The organism is Deltaproteobacteria bacterium, from assembly GCA_016874755.1.
Classification (GTDB): Bacteria; Desulfobacterota; Binatia; order UBA9968; family UBA9968; genus DP-20.
This window is the reverse complement of sequence record VGTH01000028.1, coordinates 64,534-70,851: the sequence shown is the minus strand read 5'-3', so window position 1 is coordinate 70,851 and position 6,318 is coordinate 64,534. Positions and strand designations below refer to the sequence as shown.

Here is a 6,318-nt window from a genome sequence, read left to right as displayed (position 1 = left end):
GTCATAGCAGAATATATAGCGAATCAGATTCATGATCGAGATGATGACTTCAAAGTAGACGGTTAAGGCCGTCTACAAACGCCCCTGAGGGCGGAGACTTTGAGCCGGCTCTTAGCCGGAACCAGGACTTTCAGTCCGTTATCCGATGCCACCGCCTTTTAGGCGGTGGTTGTTCACTCGTGCATGGGAGCTGCCGGCGACGGCGTATTACCGGAGCGCCGATGAACCGGCGGGTGCGGCGTTTATTCCAACCTACGAACAACTGGTAGCGGCAACGCGCCGCGAAGCCGATGATTATCTTGCCGCCAAAGCAGCCGAGCTGCGTAACCGCGGCGTGGCGAAGCTCCGTACCGCAACGCTGCAAGGCGACGCGGCGGACAAAATCCTCGAGCTGGCGGGGCAAACTCCCGATTGCCTGATCGCCTTGTGCACCCACGGCCGCTCCGGCCTGACCCGTTGGGTACTCGGCAGCGTGACCGAAAAGATCGTGCAGCAGAGCCGAAGTCCGATGCTCATCATCCGGGCGCGCTGAGGCGTGCCAGAGAAGTTGAACTACCGATCGGCACGTTGTCCCGGCAAAAGTTTCTGTGCCTCTATCGATCGCCGGCGATTCACTTCAGCGCGCGTCTTTTTGCTCACCACGAAACGCCTTTGGCGGTTAAACGCCGCCCCCGTGTTCGCCACCGCGGTACAGAATTGACTATGAACGACGAAGTCATCTCCGAGCGCAGCCGCCGGCTGACGCTGATTAATTCTATCATCGGCGTTACCGTTGCCGGCATCTCCACGCGGGTTTTCATGATCTCGGTGCCGACGCTGGCTGTGGCGTTGAACACCGACATGCTGGGCATCTCTTGGGCATTGATCGTTTATCAGATGGCGGGCATCGGCCTTGGCGTTATCACCGGCAGGCTGGGCGACATCTACGGCCACAATAGACTATTCGGCGCCGGCATGGGTATCATGGCGGCGGGCTCGATCCTCTGCGGCTTCTCGCAGAATGTCTTGCAGCTAATTTTCTTTCGCTTCTTGCAAGGAGTCGGCGCGGCGATGATTCAGTCCTCGGCGCGGACGCTCGGTTTCCGCGCCATGCCCAAGGGTTCCGAAGGGAAAGCACAGGGGCTCATGGCGATGTCGCATCAAATGGGCTTCTCCATCGGGCCGCCGTTGGGCGGGTTGATCATCGACTGGATTCACTGGCGCGGCGTGTTCTTTTGTTTATTCGTGCCGAGCATCGTCGGCATGACGCTCTGCTTCACCACCGGTCGGTCCGATGCGCCGACCCATGGCCGCACGCAAACCATCGATTATTGGGGCGCCACGCTGTTCATCGTGCTGACCGTCGTTGTCACCATGCTGATGGATCAGAAGATTGCCCATGCGATGCCGGGCGGCGCGCCGCTCCTGTTGGCCGCGGTGTTTGTCTTTTTGGTTTGGCGTTTTCTGGTGCACGAGAAAAGGACCGAAAGTCCAATGATCAATCTGTCCTTGTTCTCCAACCGCACCTACGCCTTTGGTTCGGTTGGCTTGCTGCTCGCCAATATCGCCCACGGCATCGTATCGTTCATTGCGCCTTTCTATCTGCAAGATGTCTTGAAACTATCGCCGACTTTCATCGGCATCATCTTTCTTGCGCCGTCGCTGTTTAGCATGGTGCTGGCGCCGGTGACCGGCACGCTCACCGATCGCTTGGGTGCGCGGAGGTTGCTGGTGGCTGGCGTGCTGATGTCGATGGTTTCCTATTTGATCGGTATCGCGCTGCGGCCCGACTCGCACTGGTTTTTGCCGGCGTTTTTGTTGGCGCTCCTGGGCATCGGCTCGGCGTTTTTCAACACGCCGTCACAGGCGGCGATCATCAGCTCGCTGCCCAAGGAACATTGGGGCACCGCCATCGGTCTGTTCAACGCCGTGTTTGGCTTCGGCCACATGCTCGGCATCTCGCTGGGCGGTATTTTGCTGACGTTGGGGTTTCAATACTATTCCGGCCTGTCCGGGGCGGCGCCCGATCCCGCCAATGGGCCGGTGTTTGTCTCCGCCATGAACCTGACTTACGTGATCGCCTTTGCCATGACGATCGTGCCGCTGTGGACCTCGCTGCAGATGAAAAAGGCCGAGTAAAAAATTTCCTTGCAGCGCGCCGCCAACTCCAGTAAGTTAGCCCTTGCTACAGAAGGTCTGCCAAGGAGGTGCGCTCATGGTGGCAAAACGATGCTGGTTGATTCTGACGATGCTTCTCTACGCTTTGCCCGCGCAGGCGGAGCAAGTGCGCATCGCATACTCCGGCGTGTCCGCTTCCGGCAGTCCGGTGTGGCTGGCCAAAGAGCAGGGGCTGTTTGCCAGGCACGGACTGGACGTCGATCTCGTTGCCGTGCGCAGCGCGCCGCTGCAGGTCTCAGCCTTGGTCGCCAACGAAGTGCAGTTTGTCCGCGGCAGCGCCACGAGCATGCTCTCGGCGGCGGCCCAGGGCGCCAAGCTCAAGATCGTCCTTTCGCTGTTCGCCGAGCGCGCGGCTTACGATTTTCTGGTCGCGCCGTCGATCACCAAGCCGAGCGATCTGCGCGGCAAGAAAGTCGGCGTGCAGGATTTTAGCGGGCTCTTGTGGAGCCTGGCGATTTTATCGCTGCGCGAAATGGGACTCGACCCGCAAAAAGACAACATCAGCATTCAAGCCATCGGCGACAGCACGGTGATCGCCCAATCGCTGGCCAGCGGCATCATCGACGCCGCGCCGCTCGATAAGCTGCAGTCGTCGCGACTGCAAGGGCTAGGCGTCAAAGTGCTGCTCGACTTGACCACTCGAATCGCCTTGCCGTCGAGCCCCTTCATGAGCACCGAATCCTATGTCCAGAAAAATCCGCAGACCGTCGAAAGCATGATCAAGGCGCTGATCGAGGCGAGCGCGTATATGCGCTCGCAGAAAGAGCGCGGCGTGGCGGTCTTGCAGAAATATCTCAAGCTGGACCGCGCGCTGGCGGAGACCGGTTACAAGTTTCTCCTGGAGGAGTTGACGCCCTACACGTTCGTCACCCCGAAGGGGTTGAAAACCGCCCAGGACGTGATCGCCCTGCGCGATCCGAAGATAAGAAATTTTAATGTCGAGGACCTGCTCGATCAACGCATTCTGCAAAAAGTCGTGCAAAGCGGCTACGTCGACGAGATCGAACGCAAGTACAAATTGAAATAGGTGCCAGGCGCGAGGCGACAGGCAACAGTAAGAAGATAAATAACACACTCCAACCCCCCCAGGTGGGAACACTCCGGGTGCTCAGTTTCTTGGTGGTCGCTGCCTAAGTTTTTGCCAGCGAATCGGTTATTGATCTGAAAGCCATCCGTTACCGCGGAGAACCCCTGGACTTTATCCTATTGAAATGATTCTATTTGCCTGCAACCGGGCCGACTAAAGTCTTAACAGCAAGGCGTTCGGTCTGGGGCATAGACTTTGCGGTAAAGCGAAAGCGACCCATGGCCATATTGAAAGTCGAAGGGGTTACCAAACTCTACAAGGACCTCAAAGCGCTCGACAACGTCAGCTTCGAGTTCGACCAAGGCATTCTCTCATTTCTCGGCCCTTCGGGCTGCGGCAAGACGACGCTCTTGCGCTCCATTGCCGGTCTGGAGATACCCGACGCCGGGTCGATCTCCATCGCCGGCAAGCTTCAAACTTCCATTGAACAAGGCGTTCTCGTGCCGCCTTACTCGCGTGAGATCGGCTTCGTCTTTCAAAATTATGCGCTCTGGCCGCATATGACCGTGTTCAAGAACGTCGCGTTTGGTCTTAATCTACGGAAAATCCCGGAAGCGGAAACCAAAAAACGGGTGTTGGGCGCGCTGGATCTGGTCGGCCTGGGCGGTCGCGAAGACCGCTACCCGTCGCAGTTGAGCGGCGGCCAGCAGCAGCGTGTGGCGCTGGCGCGCAGTCTAGCGCTCGAGCCGCAATTGATCTTGCTCGACGAACCGCTGAGTAATCTCGACGCCAAGCTGCGCGAGGAGATGCGCGGCGAGCTGCGCAAGCTGATCAAGAAGGTCGGCATCAGCGCGCTCTACGTCACCCACGATCAGGACGAAGCGTTTACCATCTCCGATGCGGTCGTCGTCATGGAAAGCGGCAAGATTCTCCAGTACGCCTCGCCGGACGAGATCTACAATCATCCGGCCCATCCCTTTGTCGCGTCTTTCATCGGCCATGCGTCGTTGATCGACGGCAAGATCGTCAAGGTCGAGGACCAGCAGTGCGTGGTGGCGATCCCGGAGTTCAACAACGCGACGCTGGTGTCGCCGCTCAGGGCCAAGGCGGCGGCCGGAGATCCCTGCAAGCTGGTGCTGCGGCTGAACGAAATCCACTTGAGCCATGAGCGCTTTCCCCAGGGTACGGAGAATGTCCTCGAAGGGCAGATGATTGGCCGCGAGTTCCGCGGCGGGCTCACCGATCACCGCGTCCAGATCGGTTCGCGCGAACTGGTCGTAACCTCGCACAAGCTTTGCCCGATGATCCACGTCGACGGCGAAGCCGGTAACACGTACGTTTCCATCGATAAGTCGGCACTCAGCGTCATCGTCGGCAACTAAACCGCGCGCCGAGGACTTTCACTTCTATCCGGATTGTAAGGAGCAGGGTTGGCTAGCTGGAAATCCATTAAGCTCGGTTTTCGCCAAGGGTCGGTGGTGCCGCTCTTGGCCAGCGTGGTTGCCGGTGCGGCGATCATCACGCCCGTGGTGATCGTGTTTTGGCGGAGCTTCACCTCGGGCAATCTCGGCTTCAACGTCGGACTGAACACCGCCAACTATCTGCGCGTGTTCGGCGACAAAGATATTTGGGCGATGCTCAACAATTCGATGATCTACGCCGCTGGTTCGGCGCTGTTGGGCACCGGACTCGGCGGGCTCTTGGCCTGGATCGTGGCGCGCACCAATACGCCGGGCAAAGCGTTGGTGGAGCTGATGCCGCTCTATCCGATCTTGATGCCGCCGGTCATGGATAACATCGCCTGGATTCTGCTGCTTGCACCCAAGTCGGGCATCTTGAACGGCATTCTGAATCAGTACTTCGGCATTGATTTCCCTGTGTTCAACGCTTTTAGCATGATCGGCATGATCTGGACCTTCGGTCTGGCCTGTGTGCCTTTGGGATACCTATTCCTACTCCCCGTGTTTCTTTCCTTCGATCCATCGCTCGAAGAGAGTGCCTATATCGCCGGCAGTAGGCCGGTGAATACCATGCTGAAGATCACATTCCCGCTGGCGATCCCGGCGTTTCTTTCGGCCTTCGTGCTGAATTTTTTGCGCGGACTGCGCTCTTTCGAGACGCCGGTGCTCCAGGGTACTCCGGCCAACATCAAAGTCTTCGTTAGCCGGGTGTATGACTCGATGGCGTTGGAGTTCAATACCGGGTTGGCCACGGCCTATAGCGTGGTCCTCGTCGTTATGTCGATCGTCACGCTTTACTTTTACGTGCGCGCGACTCGCTTCTCGGAGCGCTACGCGACCATCACCGGCAAGGGCTATCGGGTCAAGGTGATCGATATCGGCCCGTGGAGGTACGTCACGTTCATCACGGTATTTTTCTACTTCATGGTGAGCATCCTGCTGCCGTTCATCGTCCTGATCGTGGTGTCGATGATTCCTTACTACGATTATGAAACGTTCATGGCGTTTCCGGCCAACGCGGTGATGAACAACTATTACAAGGTCATGCGGCACCCCAGCTTCGTCAACGGGCTGTACAATTCGCTGGTGTTGTCGATCGTCATCGCCGTGGTGACGGTGTTCTTCGGCATCATCATGGCGTTCACGATCTACCGTACCAAAGCGGTGGGCACGAAGGTCTTCGAGTTCATCGGCACCTTGCCCTTGGCGTTTCCGCCCCTGGTGCTGTCGGTGGGGTTGGTGATCATCTTTCTCGGCACGCCGCTTTATAACAGTCTGTGGGCGCTGGGGCTGGGCTTGTTCGTCGCTTACTTTCCCTACGCCTTTCGCAATGCCTCGGGCTCCATCGTCAACATCCACAAGGAGCTCGACGAGGCGGCCTGGGTCCACGGCGCCAAGTGGCGTCATGTGTTTTTCAAAGTGACGCTGCCGATCCTCAAGCCATCGGTGGGCGGAGCGCTGTTCTATATCTTTATCGAGACCGTCCGTAACGTCGACGTGGCGATATTGCTGACCGCGCCGGGTTTGGAGTACGGTCCGGTGACGTTGTTCGAGTACTTCCGTGTCGGTCAATGGGCCGAGGCGGCCGCCGGCGGGGTGATCTACTTGATCATCTTGATCGTCGCGGTATCGGTGGCAAAGCTGGCGTTCAAAATGAAGTTCAGTCTGTGAAGC

General features: G+C 58.2%; 5 protein-coding genes. All 5 read left to right on the top strand.

The features are described 5' to 3' along the window. Positions 1–145 precede the first annotated feature (145 nt). The 5 genes from FJ145_17155 to FJ145_17135 all read left to right on the top strand — a co-directional run bounded on the left by FJ145_17155 (position 146) and on the right by FJ145_17135 (position 6,315). Complete coding sequence (locus FJ145_17155) at positions 146–532, top strand: universal stress protein (GenBank protein ID MBM4263145.1); 387 nt, start codon at positions 146–148, stop codon at positions 530–532. Between the two features lie 170 nt (positions 533–702). Next, positions 703–2,118, top strand: coding sequence for an MFS transporter (locus FJ145_17150; protein ID MBM4263144.1), 1,416 nt, complete (start codon positions 703–705; stop codon positions 2,116–2,118). Between the two features lie 76 nt (positions 2,119–2,194). Beyond that, a complete protein-coding gene (locus FJ145_17145; GenBank protein MBM4263143.1) occupies positions 2,195–3,184 on the top strand; it encodes an ABC transporter substrate-binding protein in 990 nt (329 codons plus the stop codon). 278 nt (positions 3,185–3,462) lie between these two features. After that, a complete protein-coding gene (locus tag FJ145_17140; GenBank protein MBM4263142.1) occupies positions 3,463–4,566 on the top strand; it encodes an ABC transporter ATP-binding protein in 1,104 nt (367 codons plus the stop codon). Between the two features lie 48 nt (positions 4,567–4,614). Continuing rightward, positions 4,615–6,315 carry an iron ABC transporter permease gene (locus FJ145_17135; protein ID MBM4263141.1) on the top strand — a complete coding sequence of 567 codons (1,701 nt, stop codon included), beginning with the start codon at positions 4,615–4,617 and terminating at the stop codon, positions 6,313–6,315. The last annotated feature ends 3 nt before the right edge of the window (positions 6,316–6,318 follow it).